This is a genomic window from Oligoflexus tunisiensis (assembly GCF_001748245.1).
Taxonomy (GTDB): domain Bacteria; phylum Bdellovibrionota_B; class Oligoflexia; order Oligoflexales; family Oligoflexaceae; genus Oligoflexus; species Oligoflexus tunisiensis.
Map to the genome: position 1 here is coordinate 2,960,923 of NZ_BDFO01000001.1, position 19,749 is coordinate 2,980,671.

The 19,749-nt window shown below is 55.8% G+C and carries 17 protein-coding genes; 5 read left to right on the top strand and 12 right to left on the bottom strand.

Going from position 1 to position 19,749, the window contains the following annotated elements:
• Positions 1–80: 80 nt before the first annotated feature.
• Positions 81–422, bottom strand: coding sequence for a hypothetical protein (locus OLTU_RS12660; protein ID WP_141733126.1), 342 nt, complete (start codon positions 420–422; stop codon positions 81–83).
• 91 nt (positions 423–513) lie between these two features.
• Positions 514–1,809, bottom strand: a complete 1,296-nt coding sequence (locus tag OLTU_RS12665; RefSeq protein ID WP_141733127.1) for a S8 family peptidase — start codon at positions 1,807–1,809, stop codon at positions 514–516.
• A gap of 168 nt (positions 1,810–1,977) precedes the next feature.
• On the opposite strand from OLTU_RS12665, the gene OLTU_RS12670 reads away from it, so the two are divergent.
• Complete coding sequence (locus OLTU_RS12670) at positions 1,978–3,159, top strand: tetratricopeptide repeat protein (protein ID WP_176736564.1); 1,182 nt, start codon at positions 1,978–1,980, stop codon at positions 3,157–3,159.
• 21 nt (positions 3,160–3,180) lie between these two features.
• Here OLTU_RS12670 and OLTU_RS12675 read toward each other — a convergent pair whose 3' ends face one another.
• From OLTU_RS12675 to OLTU_RS12690, 4 genes are all read right to left on the bottom strand, one after another.
• The gene (locus tag OLTU_RS12675) at positions 3,181–3,378 is read right to left on the bottom strand and encodes a hypothetical protein (RefSeq protein WP_141733129.1); all 198 of its coding nucleotides are present in this window, start codon (positions 3,376–3,378) and stop codon (positions 3,181–3,183) included.
• 131 nt (positions 3,379–3,509) lie between these two features.
• Positions 3,510–4,682 carry an MFS transporter gene (locus tag OLTU_RS12680; RefSeq protein ID WP_141733130.1) on the bottom strand — a complete coding sequence of 391 codons (1,173 nt, stop codon included), beginning with the start codon at positions 4,680–4,682 and terminating at the stop codon, positions 3,510–3,512.
• Between the two features lie 8 nt (positions 4,683–4,690).
• Positions 4,691–5,890 carry a class I SAM-dependent rRNA methyltransferase gene (locus OLTU_RS12685; protein ID WP_141733131.1) on the bottom strand — a complete coding sequence of 400 codons (1,200 nt, stop codon included), beginning with the start codon at positions 5,888–5,890 and terminating at the stop codon, positions 4,691–4,693.
• A gap of 119 nt (positions 5,891–6,009) precedes the next feature.
• The gene (locus OLTU_RS12690) at positions 6,010–6,954 is read right to left on the bottom strand and encodes an RICIN domain-containing protein (protein ID WP_176736565.1); all 945 of its coding nucleotides are present in this window, start codon (positions 6,952–6,954) and stop codon (positions 6,010–6,012) included.
• 353 nt (positions 6,955–7,307) lie between these two features.
• Between OLTU_RS12690 and OLTU_RS12695 the strand changes: the two genes are divergently transcribed.
• The 3 genes from OLTU_RS12695 (at position 7,308) to OLTU_RS12705 (ending at position 10,006) form a co-directional block, all read left to right on the top strand.
• Positions 7,308–8,366 carry a c-type cytochrome gene (locus tag OLTU_RS12695; RefSeq protein WP_141733133.1) on the top strand — a complete coding sequence of 353 codons (1,059 nt, stop codon included), beginning with the start codon at positions 7,308–7,310 and terminating at the stop codon, positions 8,364–8,366.
• Positions 8,367–8,528: 162 nt separating this feature from the next.
• Positions 8,529–8,843, top strand: a complete 315-nt coding sequence (rbp, locus tag OLTU_RS12700; protein WP_141733134.1) for an RNA-binding regulator — start codon at positions 8,529–8,531, stop codon at positions 8,841–8,843.
• 104 nt (positions 8,844–8,947) lie between these two features.
• On the top strand, positions 8,948–10,006 hold the full coding sequence (locus tag OLTU_RS12705) for an AI-2E family transporter (protein WP_176736566.1): 1,059 nt from the start codon (positions 8,948–8,950) through the stop codon (positions 10,004–10,006).
• A 48-nt stretch (positions 10,007–10,054) separates the two neighbouring features.
• On the opposite strand, the gene OLTU_RS12710 is transcribed toward OLTU_RS12705, so the two are convergent.
• Complete coding sequence (locus OLTU_RS12710; RefSeq protein WP_141733136.1) at positions 10,055–11,764, bottom strand: acyl-CoA dehydrogenase family protein; 1,710 nt, start codon at positions 11,762–11,764, stop codon at positions 10,055–10,057.
• A gap of 363 nt (positions 11,765–12,127) precedes the next feature.
• Between OLTU_RS12710 and OLTU_RS12715 the strand changes: the two genes are divergently transcribed.
• Positions 12,128–12,916 carry an exonuclease/endonuclease/phosphatase family protein gene (locus tag OLTU_RS12715; RefSeq protein WP_141733137.1) on the top strand — a complete coding sequence of 263 codons (789 nt, stop codon included), beginning with the start codon at positions 12,128–12,130 and terminating at the stop codon, positions 12,914–12,916.
• A gap of 7 nt (positions 12,917–12,923) precedes the next feature.
• Here OLTU_RS12715 and OLTU_RS32325 read toward each other — a convergent pair whose 3' ends face one another.
• The 5 genes from OLTU_RS32325 to OLTU_RS12735 form a co-directional block, all read right to left on the bottom strand.
• Positions 12,924–13,085 (bottom strand): hypothetical protein, encoded by a 162-nt coding sequence (locus tag OLTU_RS32325; protein ID WP_218110006.1) that lies wholly within the window; start codon positions 13,083–13,085, stop codon positions 12,924–12,926.
• A gap of 193 nt (positions 13,086–13,278) precedes the next feature.
• Positions 13,279–14,613: a DUF1552 domain-containing protein gene (locus OLTU_RS12720; protein WP_141733138.1), complete on the bottom strand. Its 1,335-nt coding sequence runs from the start codon at positions 14,611–14,613 to the stop codon at positions 13,279–13,281.
• Between the two features lies 1 nt (position 14,614).
• A complete protein-coding gene (locus tag OLTU_RS12725) occupies positions 14,615–16,318 on the bottom strand; it encodes a DUF1592 domain-containing protein (RefSeq protein ID WP_176736567.1) in 1,704 nt (567 codons plus the stop codon).
• A gap of 204 nt (positions 16,319–16,522) precedes the next feature.
• Positions 16,523–17,956 (bottom strand): DUF1552 domain-containing protein, encoded by a 1,434-nt coding sequence (locus OLTU_RS12730; protein WP_176736568.1) that lies wholly within the window; start codon positions 17,954–17,956, stop codon positions 16,523–16,525.
• A gap of 13 nt (positions 17,957–17,969) precedes the next feature.
• Complete coding sequence (locus OLTU_RS12735; protein WP_176736569.1) at positions 17,970–19,730, bottom strand: DUF1588 domain-containing protein; 1,761 nt, start codon at positions 19,728–19,730, stop codon at positions 17,970–17,972.
• Positions 19,731–19,749: the final 19 nt, after the last annotated feature.

Sequence of the window (19,749 nt, forward strand, 5' to 3'; positions counted from 1 at the left end):
CGTCGCCTGGAAGGACATGACGGTAAGCTCGACAGGATTGTCGTTCCCGCAATCTGGTGCTTGCGAGCGTTTTGGCTTTGTCAGGGCGAGCAGCCCGGGCAAAGGCGCCGCAGGCTGTGTCCCAGCAGACGGAGAAATTGAGCCTGCCGCGGCGGTGCAATTCCGATGCGACTGGCCATGCGCTGATAGGTTTTCATCTGCGGAGCATGTTCGATGAGAAAACTCCAGGCTTCGAGACCGGACAGCAGTTCACCTTTATGCAGAATCTGCAATTCATTCGGTCGCGCGTCCTTGGAAAATTCAGTCAGCTTGGATTCCTGCCAGGCCAGCACCCGCCAGCCGCGTGGCGGATTGTTGTCCAGAATGGACGCGAGCGCGCGACAGATCGTGCAGTAATTGTCGAAGAGAACCACGACTTCCATGGAAAGGTCTCCCAAAAAATTAAAAGCGGATAAGCCAGCACTGGCTTATCCGCTTGGGCCTTCTTTGGAAGGATATCACAGAATGAAAACATCAGTCGGCGAGCGCGCGTCCCACGTTCAGCCGACCGCCACTCAAAACCCTGGATTTCAAGCTTGAAACGGGATCCACCGTCTCCAGGAGACGGGCCTTGATGTCCTTGCCTGTCCATTCCGGATGCGCAGCCTTCAAGAGAGCGGCGGCTCCTGCCACCACGGGCGCTGCCATCGATGTGCCGCTCAATTTTTGAGTGCCCTTGTTGAGCCAGGTGGAAAGCACGCTGCTGCCGGGCGCGGCGACATCCACAGTCGTGGGACCGTAGCTTGAATAAAAGGCCAGCTTATCGTTGCTGCCCGTCGCGGCCACGGAAATAATATTATCGAGATCATAGCTGGCCGGTAGCGTCGCGAGCTTGTCATTGTTCGATCCATCATTGCCGGCGGCAGCCACAAAAAGGAAACCCTGTTCGCCAGCGAGCGCGATCAATTCCTTCAGGGCATCCGGTTCATTGGGATCATAGGTGTCATCCACCTGGCCACCCCAGCTGTTGCTGGTGATGGGAATGCCCATTTTATTGGCATACTCGATGGCCTTGAGGGCCCCTTCCATGTCGCCCTCACCGGTTTGGCCATCCACAAACTTAAGGCCGACAATACTAACGTCCCAATTGACACCTACGACATTAACGCCATTGTTGCCCTTGGCCCCGATGACACCGGCGCAGTGGGTGCCATGACCATGGTCATCCATGGGGTCATTGGTATTTTTCACAAAGTTCCAGCCCCGAAAGTCATCGACATAACCGTTCTGATCATCATCGATTCCATTGCTGCGCTTATCCTGGCGATTCTCATCGAGTCCACTTTCGCCGGGATTGGTCCAATAGTTGTCGATCAGATCCGGATGATTATAATTGACGCCGGTGTCGAGCACGGCCACCACCACTTCCTTGCTGCCTGTGTTGACTTCCCAGGCGTTGGTACTGGCGATATTTTTATGGTGATACTGCGAACCATAGCTTGGGTCATTGGGGATTTTTGAGATTTTGAATATACGATTGGCCTGAATATAGGCGACCGCAGGATTCTGGCGAAGCGCTTTCAAAGCGTCCGCTTCCGTGGACTTGTCGGTTTCAACGACGTAAGCATGGAAACTGGAAAAACTGTGGACGGGGATTACACCAGCCGCGCGGAACAGGGAGCGCGCTGTGTTTATATCATCTTTTAAACGCACGATATAACGATGCGGTTTATGGGGTTGCTCAAAATCAATCATGCGGGCTTCGGCAAACGCAAGACCGGAAACACCCACACCCAAAAGAGTAGTCCATGCCGCCAGCATTCCTCTCATAATCGGCTCCTTTTACTAATGTTTGGAAAAGCATCTGGCGGCCATCCTACTGGGGCCCTCCAACGGGTCAATTCAATGATTTGCAATGAAAGTGAATTAAGAATTCGTAGTTGGCTGGTGGAGGGGAATGGAATCGCTTATAATTTCCCTAGATTGCCAAGAGGGAAGATGATGGTCGATTTGCTTAGCCGTAAAGTCCTTTCACTCTGTGCGCAGCAAAATCGTGAATTGGTGCGTAAGACGCTGGCGATGGGGAATTATCGAGTCAGCTTCATCAGTGCGCTGAGTGAAGTGACCTCCGCTATCGCTGAATTCAAACCCAGTGTTCTGGTCCATGACTGGCAGGCTGTGGATGAATCTCAAACGCGCAAGTTTCATCTTAACTTCAGTCGCACGAGTACGGCCACGGAACTGATTCGCGTTCTCATCGTTCCGGATGTGACGCCCAACATTCTGGCCTTCGCCAATGATGCCCTCATCGATCGGGTTTATAGCTATGGATCCGCGAGCCTGAACCTGGGCAATGAGCTTGATATGGTGACCGTGTCCCAGGACCAGAGCGAGGTCGCCCGTCTGGTGCGGGAAAGCCGTGCCGAGGGCTACAAGTACGATCAGAAAAAGCTCGATGCCAAAATCGATGAGCTTTATCAGAAATTCCCGCATGACAACAAGGTGAAGCTGGAATTCGGCAACCTGACTTTCCGGCAGCAAAAGTATACGGAGGCCCTGGTCCTGGCCTCGGATCTGGTGGCCCGTGAGCCGCATAACCTGAGAGCCATGAACCTGATGGCCCGGGCGATGATGAAGCAGGGGCAGTGGGACAAAGCTCTGGAGACTCTGGAGGGTGCTCAGATCCTGAGCCCGTCCAATCCTGAGCGACTTGTGTTGATCGGTGATGCCTGCTATGGCAAAGGCGATTTGGACAAGGCTCTGCAGTGTTATGAAGAGGCGGCTGACCTGGATCCGGATATGGCACCGGCTGCGCATCGGCAGATGGGACAGATCAAACTCGAAATGGGCGAGGTTGAGGAAGCTCTCGGGCTTTTCAAAAATAGCGTGTCCGAGGATGAAGCGGCCGGCTTTTTCAATAATGCGGCGGTGGCCGCGGTGCGGGACGGCAAACCGGAGCAGGCCCTGAAACTTTATGAAACGGCCATGCGGGCTTTGAAAACGAATCGGCTGAAGCCGCTGATTCATTTCAATATCGCGCTTTCTCATCGGCGCCTCGGCGACCATGAGGCGGCTGCGAAGCATCTGAAAAAAGCTCTGCAGATTGATCCGAATTATGAAAAGGCCAAGGCGCAGCTCGACCAGCTGGGTCGCCAGGAACCGCTGAAGAAAACCTCTTAAGGGCCAGAGGGCCCCTTCGGGTTAACCCTGAGGCTGTTCCACAGGAGCCGGAGGCGTGACCGCTTCCGAAGTATCGGCTGCTTCCGTTTCCACAGGCGTGACCTCAGCTTTTTCGCTGGAAATTTCCGCTTTGAATTCCTGCCAGATCGTGCGATCGCGCTGGGTCATGCAGGCTGACAACGGCAGCAAGAGAATAGGAATCAGAATCAAGGGGCGCATAGTCTTCTCTCCTAAGAATGAGCAATTCCCTGGATGAGTTGCAAGGCCTATTCCTTATAAAATTCCAATTAATACAGCACGGTATAAATCCAAAAGAAGTCGTAATCCCGACCATGACCAGTCTTTTGACATCAGGCCGGGACCTTGCGCATGACGGGGCCTTCCTTCAAAAAGGGCACGAGCAGCAGCATCGAACCCAATAGAAAAGCCGGAGCCAGGAGAAAAGCCTGGTCAATGCCGAGCGAATCCGCCACCCGCCCGACCGAAACATGCATCAGAGCCAACATGAATTGAATGCCTGTGTTGACATGAATCATCATCTGCTTCCAGGTGTGAGGAAACTTGAAGCTGATACGGGCCATGGTCAAAGGAAAAAATGGTCCGAGTACGCCCATGAGCGGCAATGCCCAACTTTGCCCCTGCTGACCCAGGAGGGCAAAGATCACGCCCAGCATCAGGCAGCCGACCTGAATCCTTGTTTCAAACCGTGGCTTGACCAACAGAAAACAGAGAAAGCGGGTCACACCCATAAGAAGGAAAAAGCCCATTTGATATTGCGCGGCCACTTCCGGTCTCAGGTTGTGTTGTCCCACCATCAGACTGTTCATCCACATGGAGGCCAGCACTTCGCCCGCCACATAAAAGGCGGTGATCAGCAGCACAAGGATCGACGCTCCATTCCAAACCTGCTGGCTGTCCTCGCGCCGGGTGGGGGCGGGCGTCGGGGCTTCCTTGGGCAGAATCCTCAAATAGATAAAACCCAAAATGAGGGTGACCAGCGAGGAGCCGGTGAACAGCCACCACCAGGGTTCCTTGACCAGGATGAGCGCGCTGAACATCAAAGGGGCAATCAAGGAACCAATTCCATACATGACCTGCTGCATCGACACAAAGCGTCCCCGCGTGGCCTCCGGACTGCCGCGAATGGTCAGGATATGGCTGAACGAGCCCACGAGGGCCACGCTCGCTCCCAACAGGAGCCCCAACGAAAGGAGACTGCCTTGGCTGCTGACAAAGGGAGCCACCAGCCCAGGGATCACCGCAAGCCAGCTCGTGATGATCGCCGCCTTGCGATCCCCGATGCGTGGCAGAAGGCGGCCGAGCATGAAGGTCGCGAGCACCGCGGCCACATTGCCGATCATGAGGAACAGCCCCGCCGTTTCATAGGGAATGTTGAGCTGCGTGCAGAGCACAGGCAAAACCGGGCCCCGCGCGTTATCCATGAACGCGGCTATGAACAGGCTGGCAAAACCGGCAAACAGAAATCCGCGATGGCCAGGATCCTCTGGAGGATGCTGAGACACAGAAACTCCTAGCTCAGACTGACTTTACGTCCGAGCAAACCTTTAAGATAAAGCGATTCCGGAAAACTAAGCAGCAGGGGATGATCATCGGCCTGCGAAAGCTGATGCAGAATTTGCATGTCCACGCCCGCATCCACCGAAGCTCCGAACACCACCTTCTGGAAGAGATCGCGGCTGATGAGGCCCGAGCAGGAGAACGTCGCAAGAAGGCCGCCTTCACGCAGGAGCTGCATGGCGAGGAGATTAAGATCCTTATACCCGCGGCAGGCCCGATCGATGTGCGCCCGATCGCTCACAAATTTGGGTGGATCCATCACGATCAGATCAAAACGCGCTCCCTGCTCGCGCAGCTGACGCAAGTAGGCAAACACATCCGCTCGCACATTTTCCATCTGACAGTCATCGTTGCCAGGATTCTGCTGCCAGTTGCCTGCCAGGATATCGAGGGCCGCCTTGCTTTCATCGACACTGATCACGCGCCGTGCCCCACCGCGTTTGGCGGCTATGGAAAAGCCACCAGTGTAGCTGAAGCAATTGAGAACCTCAGCACCCTGCGCATAGGATTCGACCAGCTGCCGGGCCAGTCTCTGGTCCAGATAAAAACCCGTCTTATGACCTTCCCAGCAGTCGACCGTCAGAGCCATTCCATTTTCATGTCCCACGGTCCGCACATCCTCGGGACGGCCGATCAGGATTTCCTTGCGTTCGCTCAGACCTTCCTTGCTGCGTATCGCTTCATCGCTGCGCTCGATCAGGACCTCGGGATCAAAGATTTTTTTCAGGGTCTCAAGGATCGCCTCGCGCTGCAATTCCATGCCGGCGGTCAGAATCTGAAAGACGAGATGCCCGGCATACTGATCGACAATCAGACCGGGGAGAAAATCCGCTTCGGACGCCACCACCCGGTGCATGGTTTGAACCCCCGGGCGCAAGGCGGGGCGACGAGCCAGAGCGGCACGGATTTGCCGCTCCAAAAAGGCTTGATCCAGCTCCTGGCCGGGCTGTCGGCTGAAGATCCGGGCCGCCAGGGAGCTTTTGGAATTGTAATAGGCACGGGCCAGGAATTGTCCCTTATGATCACAGACATCGACGGTGGCCCCGGCTTGCTCAGCATTTTGGGCCCTTTGAATGGCGCCACTAAAGATCCAGGGGTGACCGAGTTTTATGGATTTTTCTTTACCAGGTTTCAGAATGATTTGGCTTTTCATAGGCTTTCTACAGCAGCAGTGGAAAGGGCGGGATCATAACAGAGCCTGCGGATGGCTGCAAAATAAAATAGCCCCCGGAATTTCCGGGGGCCTTTCCACTTAACGGGGGAGGGGGATCTTCATCCGGCCGTAAACCAGGTGAAGTAAGTGGAATTCAGATTGCAATCTCCTTGTACGAGTTTGCCATCTGTGAGTACCTTTAAACATTTGCCGCTGAACTGGTTCCGGATGCGGAACTCGGTTGAGCCACGCACAAAGAATTCCCAGGACTGGTCCGTGGTGTTCGTGCAGGTCTTTTGCACCACGGCCGTGCCTTCCGTGCTGCTGATCACGCTCATGCACTTATTCGAAAGGCGTGGTTTGATGAAGAAATACTGGTTCGCCGGGTCGAGCACCGCAAACTGCTGATTCAAAGCCGTCGTGCTGCAGGCAGACGAGGTCAGCTGCACGTTATCCACGGTGCTGCCTCCAGGCACGCCCAGGCAGTCGTTTTTCACCTTGTCCGGGTCCGCATAGCGGAAGCCATGGAATTGGCTGGCCGCCGCGCTGGGGGTGGTAGTGCTGGTGCTGGTGGCGACCCCATTGGCCGCAGCGGCCTTCGCGGCAGCCAGTTCGCGTTCCAGGCGCGCATTCTCCGCCTTGGCCGCATCCAGCTGCTTTTGAAGTTCCGCGTTCCTTGCGTTGAGTTCTGTGATTTGCTTATCGAGCGTAGCTTTTTGGGCCTGCAGATCGGTGATCTGCTTTTGCATCTCTGTTTTTTGTGTTTCCGTCAGGGTTCGATTCGATTCCAGCTGCTCGGTCAGGGCTTTGATTTGGGCCTCAAGGTTATTGGATTTTTCCTGCAGCGTGGATTTATCGGTACTGAGTTTGGTCAAAGCTTCCGATTGGTCGCGGATGAGTTTTTCCAACTCCGCGAAGCGATCCTCATCATCATCAAGCGCTTTTTGTGAAGGGAGATCCCGGGTACCCAGCTCAGGGGTTTCCGAACTCCGACGCCCGCAGGCCAGGATGCAGAGATTCACGCTTAGTATGATCATCGCATGGTAACCAACTCTAACCTTCATGTTCCATTCCTCTGGTTCGACGTAGACTCTCTGGGATGTTGTTCTCCATTGAATACAGCAATCGTGCCAGCGGTCATGGACAGTCGGCATACTCGTTTTGTGCGAAGCATTTGATCGTCATCTCAACGGTTTGGGCACACAGGGGCGCGGTTTACGGGATGGTTGAGGACCGCGTCCGTAGCTCAGGTCTTGAGCAAGTCCGAAATGACTTTTCCGAATTGCCGAGGGAAGCCGCCCCTTTACACGGTTCCACGGTGTTCGGTACGGACAGCGACGGGGCTTTCCATTTTTTGCAGTACCCACGGAAGGCGCATGCTGATAGAAAACTGACAGTTTACATAAGGAAGACAACGATGAATTCAGCCGGTTTATCCTGCATTCTTGGACTTGCCCTCAGTTTGAGCGCATGTCTGGAAGCCAATAAAGTGGCCCCTCTGAATCCTGGGACGAACGTCCAGCCTGCCGCCAACTCCGCGACCTTGAGTCTGCCGCGCACCGCGCTGGCCGAACTGGCAACTCGTGCCAACCAGCTGGTGATCCGTGCCTTTCGAGTGAACGAGGGCGTGCTGGGGAGTGAGCTGCGCGAAGCCTGGACGTTTCCTGTCACAGAAGCCGGCCTTTACTCCCTCGAGGGTTTGCCCGTAGGCGCGGTCGAATTTCAGGTCGCCCTGCTCGGTGCCGAGAGCCAGGCCCTCGCCCAGGGCACGCTCCGGACCGTGATTCAACCGGGGACGCAGACGCTGCCCCAGCTGGTTTTGAAGCCCATCCAACCAACTGCGGTGGAGCTTGATTTCCATCTAGCCCTGGAGCTTGTGAATTATCCGGATGCACCGGTCGTGACACCAGCCGAGCCGGAACCGGTGCGCGCGCTGCTGAAAAATTACAACTGCCAGACTTGCCACAACAGTGCGCGACCGACGGCGGGTCTTGATCTGCAAAGTTATCCTTACAAAAATACCGCAGGGGAATCGCTGGCTCAGATCCTGAATAAAATGGTGAATTCCTTTACAGGGTCCAATGGCGCGACGAAAATGCCGCCGAACGCGAAGGTCGTGCTGGACGAGGAGGCCGCAGCCGTTCGCGCCTTCCTGCAGGAGGTCAACGAAGTGAGCAGCGCGGGCCATTCGCAATGGATTCAGGATGTGCGTCTGGGTATCCGGCTCGATGGGGGAGGGCGCTTTGAAACAAGTTTGGTTCTTGAGGACGGTAATTATGTCCTGCCAGATCGTTTGGCTCTGCTCGCTGGTTCGCGCTACGCCTATACCCTGACCGTTTACGGTCCAGCTGGCAGCGTCCTTTATCAATTGGCAGATGGCACTCTCGACATTCCTCTTGATGGCCGGGTGCAGTGGAGACTGGATCTCGTTTACCAGGCACCAAGCGTCACACTGCCTGTGGTGGTGGGGTCCTGAGGTGCCCCCCTTGTGATTTGACCTGGTAATATTTTTTTTCCAAAGCAGGAGGACATATGTCCAGAATCCTGCTAGAGTACGGGATAGTGTCACCTGCTTCTACTGAGTTCGGGTCTTGTGCCTCACCCTCTTTAGTGGCGCCCTGGCCTTAAGGAGGTTCTCATGGGCAAAAAATTATACGTCGGCAATCTTCCCTTCTCTGCAACCGATCAAGTCCTCATGGACACATTTTCGGAAGTTGGTCAGGTTGAGTCGGCCAAAGTTATCTTTGACCGTGAAACCGGACGCAGCAAAGGTTTTGGATTCGTTGAAATGTCGAGCGATGCGGAAGCAACAGCCGCTATCGATCGTTTCAATGGCCAGGATTTTTCGGGCCGTCCTTTGACGGTTAATGAAGCCAAGCCAATGGCGCCTCGTGAAGGCGGCGGCGGCGGTGGTGGAGGCTATAACAACCGCTCGCGCGGTGGCCGTTACTAAGATTTGCATGATACATGCAAAGGCTGGCAGCACAGCCCTCGGGATGCTAAAAAGTATTCAGAGGGTGGGGCTCCCAGCCTTTTTTATTTCGCATGGAGGAGTGCATGCAGCTTCGGCGGCGGATTTTTTTTGTGCTGGTGGTTGTCTTCTGCTTACTGGTGCTGAAGCCCTTCTGGTTTCCCATGGCCACCGGCGTTACGCTTGCCTATCTGTGTGAAGGTCCCGTCGAACGTTTGATAGAGCGCTGGCGTCTGACCCGCCCCGGCTGGCGCTGGGTGATATCCATCGGCATGGTCGCGGTCGTTCAGGGGCTCTTTATTGTGCCTCTCCTGCTCCTGACCTGGTCGGCGACCAAGGAGCTCCTGCTCTTCTGGGAGGGGATGAGCGGCAATGAATCGGCCGTGGAAACCGGCTATAAGATTCTGGGCTGGATGGATCAGAAAATTACCCCGCTGCTGCATGGTTTTGGTTTCAATCTCAGTTTCGCCGACATGCAGGGTCGACTCCGTGAATTTATGCAGCCGATGCTGAAGAATGTCGCGGGCTACCTGGGTTCCGCCCTCAGTGCCACGCCCGAGCTTCTGCTCTTCCTCTTTATCACCTGGATGGCCTGGGTTTATTTTCTGGTGTACGGCAAAAGCCAGCGTCAGGCTCTCCTGCCGCGCCTGATACCCTGGGGCGAACAGCGAGGCATGCTGGCTTCAACGCTTGGCGATGTGCTGCGTGCCGTGGTCCTGGCGAGCATCGTGCTGGCTCTCGTGCAGTCGCTTCTGGTGGTGCTCACCCTCGCGGCGTTTGGCATTCCCAAATTTTTCCTGTGGGGCGCGCTGGCGTTCTTCCTGTCTTTTATTCCGGTCTTCGGCACCGCGCCGGTCATGATCTCGGCCGCGATCTGGTCCTTCTACCATGATCGCGTCTTCGCTGGAATTTTCATTCTGTGCATGGCGGTGGTCATCGGTCTCACCGATAACGTGCTGCGGCCCCTTCTGATGAAAAATTCCAGCTCCGGCGCCACGGATATGCCTTTTTTCTGGCTGTTCATGTCGATCGTCGGTGGCATCGCCGTCTTCGGTGTGGCAGGTGCGGTGCTGGGGCCCTGGGCCTTTTCCCTGTTTATCGCCGTGCAGTCGATTCCGCTGATTGATATGTCGGGGAGTGAGTGAAAGCGGGGGGAGTGTAACGCCCCGGAAGGCCCCGGGGCGCAGGAAGCTTTAGGCTTTGTAGCTCAGGTCGATATCGGTGTTGAGCAGGAGTTTGCCGAGGCCGATATTTTCGGTCAGGAAGAACTGACAGAAAATTCGGAAGTCCTGCACCTTGGTTTCGATGAAGGCTTTTTCCTCGCCACTGGCGCTGGCTTTTTTGCTGTCGGCGAGCAGCGCGTGCTCGAGAAGACGCCAGGCGGTGACCACGTGACCGGAGTACTTCAGGAAGTCCGAGCAGTGCAGCAGCACGGCATCCATTTTACCCGCCATCGCGAGTTTGCCGAAGTTCCCCAGGATTTCCTGAGCTTTTTGCAGGGAAAGTCCCAGCATTTGCACCTCAGCTGGGAAGAGTTTCTGCGCCTCGGGCTTCTGCATGGCGGCCATGATTTTCTTGCCGAGGTTGCCGAAGGTCTTGCCGTTGTCTTTCAGAATCTTGCGCATCACAAAGTCGATCGCCTGAATCGCGTTGGTGCCTTCATAGATGGCCGCGATCTTGATGTCGCGCATGAATTGCTCAATGCCGTATTCCGTACAGAAGCCATAGCCGCCATGACTTTGCACGGCGTCGCTCGAGAGGCGCATGGCTTCATCGGAGGCATAGGCTTTGCAGATGGGAGTCAGAAGACCCACTTCATCCTCTTCCTTGCGATCGAAGAGGTCCGCGGTATAAAGACAAAGGGCACGCAGACCGCGCGCCATCGCCCGCATTTTCAGCATCGTGCGGCGGACATCGGGATGCTCGATGATGGCCTTGCCGAACTGCACGCGTTCAAACACATACTGATTGGTGAGCTGGAAAGCAAGGTTCGCCTGGGATTCACCCTGCACACCGCAGTAGAGGCGAGCCTCGTTCATCATGATGAACATGTTTTTCATGCCATCGAATTCTTCACCGATCATCCAGCCTTCGCACTTCTTGTTCTTGCCGAACACCAGCTCACAGGTGGCGTTAGCATGCAGGCCCATTTTTTCCTCGATCTTGGAGCAGTTCACATCGTTGGATTCGCCCCGGGAACCGTCAGCTTTGATTTTATATTTGGGGACGATGAACAGCGAGAGACCTTTGGTGCCGGGGGATCCGCCGGGGGTCCGGGCCAGCACAAGGTGCACGATATTTTCATAAAGGTCGTTGTCACCGGACGAGATAAAGATCTTGGTGCCTTCGATGGAGTAGCGGCCATTGCCGAGGGGCTTGGCGGTTGAGCGCAGGTTGCCCACGTCGCTGCCGGCGTCGGCTTCGGTCAGGCACATGGTTCCGCCGAAGCGGCCTTCCATCATGGGCTGAACATAAACAGCCTGCTGCTCCTTGCTGCCGACGTGCAGGATCACATTCAGGGCCGCTTTGCTGAGGCCGGGGTACATGGACCAGGCGCAGTTGGCTCCGGTGGCCAGCGACAAACAGGCCGTGGTGATGGCTTCGGGGACAGGGCTGCCGCCGATGGCGTCGGGCAGACCCAGTGCGAACCAGCCATTTTCATAGAATTTGCGGGTCACGTCCTGAAAAATGGCTGGTGCCTTCACACCCTCAGCGGTCCATTTTGCGCCATTCAGATCCGTCTTCTGGCGGGTGGGGAAGATCTCCTTGCCGACAAAACCGTCGAACTCACCGATGATGGTTTCCATGTCCGAGCGTTCGAGTCCATAGCTATGCTTTTGAACCTGAAGGACGTCAAAGAGGTTGAAGTTAATGTCGCGCAGATCGGATTGATAGTTGGCCATGGATGCTCCTTTAAAATAGCTGAACGCAGAGGGTTGCGGTTTCCCACCACCTGCGGTAACGAACGGAGTACATGACCTTATAGTATCACTGTTTTGCCAGGCAATTCCACGCCATCTCGGGCGTAGAAGTGTTCTCCAATCGATGAAAGGCTTGCCAAGCCTCTCGCAGGTGGGATCAGCGAATCCAGCGACTCATTGTACTCTGGGATGATCTGTCAAGGATAAAGATGCGAGTTTCGTAATGACAACCACCAAAAAGTGGTTTCCCATTCTTTATCTTGTCGCAAACGTCGACTTTGCGTTGACCGAGCCTTATGAAAAAATGCACAAAGATGAGAAGAACTTCCAGACAAGGATACAGACATGAAGCGATGGTTGGGCCTTCTGTGCCTTTTTAGCCTCTATTCCAGTGGATCAGCGCGGGCAGCGGAAAACTCAGGAACGCCTCTCACTTTTTCTGTGCTGACCTATCAGGTGCAATCCGCGTCCTCGGAAAACATGCCGGTCATCGGTCACAAGCTTGATGACTTTGATATCGCCGGCATTCAGGGCTGCTTTGCCCAGTGCGAGGACCTGCTCAACGCGGCTCATCATCCCAACAAGTACTATTTTAATGAACGACCCTATTGGTGGCATCGTTCGAACTCCGGTCTCGCCAGTCTCTCCAATTTTCCTCTGATCGAAGTCAAAAAACTCCACTACAAGGCTCAGGTCAACCTGGTGAACGATGACACGTCCAAGGGCATTCTGCTGATGCGCTACGATGTGAACGGCCATATTCTGGATCTTTATAATACCCAGATGCAGCCGGGCGAGGAAAAGCTGAATGCCGCGGCCCGGCAGTTTCAGACTCTGGAGCTGGTGCAGTATGTGGGGCTGGAATCGCCGGCCGAACATACCGTGATTTTGATCGGTGACTTCAACATGAGCGGCGCGAAGCCGACCATCAAGTCGAAACTGAATCTGCAGGATCCCGCGGAGTCGCTGCATGGCTGGCTTGATAATCAATTCGATCGCGTGCTGTTCCGTTCCGGCAGCAATACCGTCTTTAAGCCGATCGCATGGAAGGATATGAGCGAAGTGTTTGTGGATGCCGGCGGAGCGCCGCTGGCCGCGAGCGCTCCGATCGCCGTGCATTTTTCCTTGGAATAAGGCGGATTCAAGCCAGGTTACGGCCTGGCCACCTGGTCTGGACCCAGTTCAGCACATAGGGCAACGCCCAGCCGATCACAAGTCCAAGGGGTAGAAACAGAAAGAACAGCAAGGTGAGTGTCGCGCTGATCGCCAAACGACTGGCGAAGGCTAGGAGTAGTGACGTCATAATAAAGAACGAAAAAATAATAAGCTCCAACATGCCTACCTCTAAAATTGCTGATGCCTTCCTGGTAATCGTATCGGAAGAATTGGCAAAAACTTAAGGGGTCGGCAATAGTGCAGGAAAATTTGCAGGTTAAAAGCATCCATAGAAGTGGGAAATCCAGGGGATTTCCCACAGTTTTTTTAAGTCCAGGATTTCAGCCGGCCAGCCCGGGCAGGGGACCGCTGCCCAGCATGGGGTCGCCAAAGGTCGTATCAGGAAGACCCATGGCCTGCAGCATGGCCACCAGAACCTGGTTGTGACTCGCCCCCTGACCATCCAGGCAACGTCCGGTGCTCCAGGCGCCACCCGCCTGTCCCGCCAGGACCAACCCTACATTTTTGAAGTCATGCAGGTTGGAATCGGCAATCTCGGTGAAGGCCATCGCCGCCGTGTGATGGAGCAGCGACTGATCCCCTTCCTTGATCGCCTTCAATCGACTCAGAAATTGAGCCAGCCGTCCCATATACCAAGCCTGGGCCTTGATAAATTCCAGCGCCATGGAACCATTCAGGTCCCCATAGTGAGATATATCATGATGCCCACGCGCGAGGCCCGTGCCACCGGGAAAGTTAAAGGACGTGGGACTGACCGGATGGGACCATTGGAAGTAGAGCACGTTGGAGACGCCACAGGCCAGGACCTGCACGGCAAGATCGGTCATGATATCACCGATCACTCCAAAGTGTTCATTCTTATGCGGTGCCGGCGGATAGTTGTAATCCGGCTGCGGAAAGCTCAGGCCACGCATATCCACCTGTTTGGTGCAGGCTCCTGCAACGGGCCCACTGGCGGCGCTTTGCACCCGCCTTTCGAGTTCCCGCAGGGATTCCAGGTGGACATCGAGCTTTTGTTTTTCGATCGAACCGAGTTTCGTCTGCAGACCTTTGATGTCGTTCATGCAAAGGTCGAGGATGCTCATCTCAGCCGCAATCAGCTTGTTCTTGGCCACCGGATCGACGGGACCCGCGGCGCCGCCGAAGATATTGTAAAAGGCCTTGGCGGGATTATCCTCAATCGGCGAGGCCGAGCCCGGAGCAAAGTAGGAAATGTGCGAGCCGGTTTGAAAGTTGGCACCCACACCCAGACGCACGACCGGTAGCGGAACATTCGATTTGAATTTCTCACCGAGCCAGGTGTCGAGACTGATGCCGCCTTTGAAACCCCGAACACCGGAGAGGGTATAGGCCGCGCCTCCCTCATGGCTGCCTTCGGTGGAGTAGTTGACGTTTTTCACAAGGATCACATCATCCCGCACGAGTTCGAGCGGTGCGGTCATGGGTTGAAACTGAAAATTTTTCCCGGTGGTGGTGGGATGCCAGCGTTCCTTGATAATGCCATCCGGAAAGTAAAACATCACAGCGCGTTTGGCCGGTGTGGCTCCAAAGAGCCGTTCTTCCATCAGCACGCGCGTGAAAGGCAGGGCGAGAGCGGCATTTCCCAGATATCGCAAAAGACGCCGGCGATCGAGTTCAGCTTGCAAGGTTTTCATTCTAGTGGCTCCTTTGCATGTAGGATGGATCGGTAATCAACTGGACCAGCAGCTCGGCCATGCTCATGTCCTGCTGCACAAACGTACTGGCCAACTGCCGAATTGCGCAGACATCATCCGCGGATTCCAAACGTCCCTGGGCCATCCGCCACGTTTGAACCACAAAGCATTGCTTCGCACGGGGCGAGGTGGCCAAAGCCTGGCTCAGTTCCCGTGCCCCATTGATATCGACGTTCTTTCCATCCAGTGCAAAGACTTGACCCGAGGCATCGACCGGTTTGCCATTGTCGATGGTTCGATAGAGGCCCACGGCATCGAAGTCCTCCATGCTGAAACCCACGCCATCAATCTTGATATGACAGCCGCGACAGGCCGCAGCCGCGGTATGGGCTGCAAAGCGTTCCCGGGTGGTGGCGCCTTCCTTCGGCGCGGGCACCATGATCATGAGATCAGGCGGCGGTGGCATCAGGATGTCGCAGAGCAGATGCTCGCGGACAAACTTGCCCCTTTGAATGGGACCGGTTTCCGTCGCATAGGCCAGTGATGCGAGGATGCTGCCATGACCCAGAATTCCAAGCCGCGGCTGATCGGGAAAGGTCAGCTTCTGCTGATCCCCTTCGGTCGTCAGCTGCGCCCGATAGAAATCGGCCAGACGCTGATCCCCCAGACTATAGTCGGCGGTCAGCAGTTCCGGAAAGTCCGCCTGCTTTTTCCGCACCAGATAGTCGAAGAAATCCTCGGTTTCCCGGGCCAGGCTAGCCCGGATGCCGTCAAAGTTCGGATAAACGGTGGCGTCCTTGCTCACACTCAGGACTGCGGAATAATTCAGCCAGGCATTGGAAAAGGCCTTCATGCCTTCCTTGGCCCTGTCATCCTGCAGAAGGCGTCGGGCCTGGGCGAGCAGTGTCTCTTCCTGCATAAGGGCGCCGCTGGCCGCCAGCTGCATCAGCTCCTCATCCGGTGTGGTGCCCCAGAAAAAATAGGAGAGGGCACTGGCCCTTTCGTAAGCGTTAAGTGTTCCGTCCTGTCCTGTTTCACTGCGATAGAGAAAATGCGGTGAACTGACGAGACCGCGGACGACAAGTTCCATGGCGGCGGTCATGCTGATGTCGGCCCCCACCTGATGCACGCGCAAAAGAGCCTTCACGTCATCCTCGGTCAGAGGCCGGCGCCAGATCCGGGGACCATAGGTGCGAATGAAGGTTTCCGCACAGGCCGCGCCTTCGTTCACCTGGCATTTGACGAGGCGGCTCCATTCCGTGGCCACGATCTGCTGGGCCAGCTCCTTGGCCGTCTTGTCATAAGCGGCCGCGTGATCGGAGCTCACCAGCGCATACTGGGCATTGTTGCTGAAGCCTAACACCTTTTGCTCGACAGGCAGGGAACCTCGATAGTCCCCACCCAGGCGGAAGACGTCTTTTATCGAACGATTGTATTCATCGCGGGTGAGCAAACGCAACTGACGCCGACTGCTGACAGCCGGCGTTTCAGGACAGCTGCTGTCGGCCGCGAGGATCTTTTCCAGCGTGGCTCGAATCGTCGCCGGATTCAGCGAGGGTTCGGCCGTGAGACGGGGAGCTTCTGGTGTTGTGGAAGCCTGTTCTGGCAGGCTTTTACTGGTTTTGGGAGCCTGCTGCTGCAGGCAGCCTGTTAGCAATGCAAGGATGGCGAGACTAATTGGAATGCGGTGAAGTTGACCTCTCAATGTCCTTTCCTCCATGAATGAACGAGGCTTCAAGCAAAAACCGTGCTCGAAGCTTTGCTGAGAAGGTCTCAGCCCTGCGGAGAAGCCTGCTCTCCAACTCTCAAGCGAACGTGCCCGAAAGCTTGTTGACAAAGCTTACGCCCCGCTCTCTGACTCTCAAACTAACATAGTTATTTGATTTAACAAAGTTTACATTTTCTCAGTTCAGCTGACAGGCTCAAGCATCTGCCCGCGTGTATCCGCCGGCAGACCACCCGTGAAACGGCTGTCGCCAAAGGTATTCACATTCAGGCCAAATCTCTGCGCCACATTCACAAGCAGATGATTATGCGGCGTGCAGCGATGCTGATAAGTCTGAACTTTTTCAGCCTTGTGCTCAAACCAGCGACCCATTTTGAATCCGCCACCGGCAAGCATGAAGATCGCGGCGTCGCCAAAGTGTTGCGGATGGCCCATTTCCGTGCCGATCATCACCACGGTACTGTCGAGCACGCCACGGGTTTCGAGCTGGCCCAGGATATAGGCGATCTGCTCCATATACCAGCTCTGGGACTGATTGAAGGCCCGCTGCTCTTCCGTATTGAAATTGCCCTCAGTGCTCAAGCGATGGGCGACATCATTGTGAAAGTTGGTGGAATTCAGGAGAGCGGAAGGATCCTTGATCGCGGTCCGCGGATCGTTCTTAATCACAGCACTCATATTATAGCTGCCGTGAGAACGGGACATGATTTCGATGCTGGCCAGCGACACGGTTCCGCAGGCCAGGGCCGCGGCCACGACATCCGCCTGTCTTTGGGTCAGGGCCGCCATGGAGGTTTCTGAGGCGGTAAAGCCGGACGTGTCCACGGTGGGCTTCGTCTGGCAGGTAAAGTCCTTCACGCCCTTGCCAAGACCTTCGATGGTTTCCAAATGCTTCAAGAGCAGATTGCGCTCATCGCCTTTCAGGCGTTTTTCGAGACGGCTGAGCTGCTTTTGCACAAGCTTATTGATAGTGTCTTCGGCCTGCTGTTTCGCGGTCTCCTCAGGCGTGGGTGCACTGGAGGTGAAACCGGCAAAGGCTTTTTCAAAGGACTTTTGCGGATGGGCGATGACACTCAGGCGATTGCTTTCCCCGGCACCCGAATAACAAATCTCGCTCGGCCGATCATCGAGACCCTGCGCCGCGTTATAGGAGAGAAAACAGCCCACCCGCAGGACCTTATCCGCCTGATAAAGTTTCTGGGAGAGCGCATAGTCGATCGAGGCCGAGGCCCCCAGGGAATCCCCGGTGGCATGCCCGGTAAAGGACGCGGCGAGCCCGGCATGAGCACTGATCGAACTCAGGCTGCCGACCGGCTTCAGGTTTTCATGGCCGAGCCCCGAGAAGATGGCGAGACGGTTCTTGAAGGGCTCAAGCGGTGCGAGAATTTTGGATTCCAGAAGGGTCACGCTGCCGTCCGGCAGACGCTTGGGTTCCCAGTCTCCATTCACCGCGCCGTGAGGGAAGGAGATGGCCAGGAACTTGAGCGGCTTGCCGCCGGTCGTTTGCGCAAAGATCTGTTCCATGGGAAACAGGCTCAGACCGAAACTTCCGAGCAGCGGTGTCGCGGAGAGAATTCCAAGGTCCTTGAGAATGGCTCGACGGGTTCTTTGTCTCATGGTCATCTCTCCCTTATGGAATCCGCGTGATAAAGCGATCGGAACTGATCAGATTCAAAATATAGTCCCGCAGGCTTGTGCCTGACGTGACCGATTGAGCCTCGCAGCTCAATGTTCCATAGGCATACTGCTGGAAAAAACTGTCGAAGCAGGTCGCGAGTTCCCGGCTCTGACTGAGACTTTGAATCAGCTCGCCCGAGTTCTCATAGGCCTTGTCGATGCTGAGTCCGAGAGCGATATTCACCCGGGTATCCACGGGTTCTCCATTCTCCACCGTGCGGCTCATGCCGAGCTGGTCGAAGTTTTCAAACGCCAGACCAAAGGGATCGATCCGCACATGACAGGACGCGCAGGCTGGATTCGCGGTATGCATGGCCAGCTTCGCCCGCGTGGTCTTGAGATTCGGTGTTTCAGCCAAATTATTGTTTGCGTTGGCCGGTGGAGGCGGCAGGGCCAGACACAGCATGTTGCGGGCCACGGTCTTGCCAATCTTCACAGGAGACGTGCTGTTATTGTTGGAGTGCGAAGCCAGGAAGGCTCTTTGCTGCAGAATGCCGAGGCGGCCGCCTTCGTCTTTCGTGAGAAGGGTTTCCAGACTGCCGTCCTCCTGGATGACTTTATTCAGAAAGGTCCGGGCTTCAGCAAAGACCGCCTTGCCATCATAGGTTCCCACCTTGTTGGCCATCTCACTCGGACCAAGCTCCAGCCATTCGACCAGGAAATTCTGCAAAGGCTCGCTGAGCCCATTGGTCCCTTTCAAAAGACGCTCCGCCTGCGCCCGACGTGTGGCGGCTGTATGCAGCGCACCCTGCCCGGCGAGCTGCATCAGCTCAGCATCCGGCGGCATGGCGGTCAGAAGATAGGAAAGAGCCGCCGCGATTTCATAGGATGTCATCAGATTGCCGGACGTTTCGTTGCCGAGTTCCGTACGGTAAAGAAAATCCGGTGCCTGAAAGAGATAGGTGACGACATTGACAAAGCCGCCGAGTGCCTTGAGTTCAGCCGTCTCGTCGGCGGTCAAAGGACGCCGGTAAACCTGGGTCCCGAGATTGTTCAGACAGGCATCACTCACCGGTTCCGTGCTGCAACCCAGTGCGGCCTTTTTCTCCGGCGCAAAATCCCTGGCGATCGTTGCTGCCGCCTGTTTGATTTGAAAGGCCAGATTGGAATCGATGGTCCTTGATTTTTGATCATTGCTGAAAGCCAGACGGGGATTTTTGTTGCCGTCCTCCAAGGCAGCGGCAGCCGGGATATTCACATCGACCGTGACTCCGGCGATCGCCTGCACGGTGTTCCTATACTCCAGACGCGAGAGCAAGGTCACGCGGCGCGGCAGGGATTTGCCATCACACAGAGCAGCCTGAGGTCCACCCGCCAAGGGGCCGGAACATTGAGCCGCCGCCGCGAAGAAGGCCTTGAGGTTCTCGAGTTCGCCGTCTTCCAGCTGGCGTCCACCGCCATGGCTTTCCTGATTGCTCGCTTTTTTGAAGATGGCTTCGGCATCACCGTTCTTCAGCTTACTGAAGACAGCCATGTTCCATACGGCATTCCCCGATTGAAAGGCGGCGGCGATGGCCCCGCCTCCACCTGAAACATGGCAACGAATGCAGCGCTGCTCGACGATGGGCTCGATGTTTTGAGTATAAGCCTCAAGGGCCGGCGCGCAGGGTGCCGCCTGCTGATCCCGATTTTTGGATCGTTTGTCATCGGAGAGTTGGCGAAGACAGCCGGAGGTCAACAGAGCGCAAGCAAGGGCAAATCGAATCAGCTTCATGACTGCTCCCAAAAAAGGG